The sequence below is a fragment of the Helicobacter suis genome (genome assembly GCF_902196125.1).
In the GTDB taxonomy this organism is placed as follows: Bacteria; Campylobacterota; Campylobacteria; order Campylobacterales; family Helicobacteraceae; genus Helicobacter; species Helicobacter suis_B.
Window position 1 is genome coordinate 1 of sequence record NZ_CABIKG010000057.1, and the last position, 790, is coordinate 790.

At 39.1% G+C, this 790-nt stretch carries 2 protein-coding genes; one reads left to right on the forward strand and one right to left on the reverse strand.

All coding sequences use genetic code 11. The features are described 5' to 3' along the window. Positions 1-36: 36 nt before the first annotated feature. Positions 37-546, reverse strand: coding sequence for a DUF1804 family protein (locus tag G6Q00_RS08270; RefSeq protein ID WP_163532758.1), 510 nt, complete (start codon positions 544-546; stop codon positions 37-39). A 56-nt stretch (positions 547-602) separates the two neighbouring features. Between G6Q00_RS08270 and G6Q00_RS08275 the strand changes: the two genes are divergently transcribed. Beyond that, positions 603-790 (forward strand): hypothetical protein (locus tag G6Q00_RS08275; protein ID WP_163532759.1); only part of this gene is annotated, 188 nt, incomplete at its 3' end.

Genomic DNA, 790 nt, shown 5'->3' on the forward strand with positions numbered 1-790 from the left:
GATTTTCAACGCGGTTTTAATGGGTATTCAATGCTATTAACTATTACTTTTAAATACAGCCCTAATAATTTCATCGGCATAAACGCTAAGAAACTCTACTACCTCACGCCTATTTAGATCAACTGCTAGCTTAGCAATTGCTTTAATAACGGCTTGGGTGTTAGCATGTTCAACCTCTTTAGTATCTATGTTTTTGGGCTGTTTTAGAGTGTAATAAAGCTTAGTGAATTTAGCTAACTCATCAAGGCTAAGATCGGGATTATTGGTAATTTGTTTCTCAAAGCTATCAATTAGCTTATTAATAAAATAGGCCTCACTCATGCTAACGGCTTGGGAATTGCGCCGATGAACTAACATGAGCATATCCCAGTCATCGCCCTCTTTTAAGGCGTTGCGCCTATAGGTGTTAATGGTGTTTTTGCTGATATTTAGCGCGCTACAAATATAATCATAGCTTTTGCCCTGCAAATACATAGTGCGGATATTCTCCGCTAAAAGGAGATTGTTTCTAGTGCCTATAATTGAATAACGCTTTTTCTTAGACATATATGTACACTAGCATGTGCGCAAGTAGCAAAATGCGCAAGTGCTAAAATGCGCGCATGGAACATATCTATAACATAACCTTTAATGTCAATGGCGAACCGGTGATTCGCCGCGCGCGCCGCTCAATGACTCAATTAACAGAAAGTACCGATCAAAACACCCAAAGCACTAACCAAAACACCCAAAGTACCGAACAAAACACCCGCGCTACCCGTGAACAAGAAAGAAAATTAAAAGAATTAGA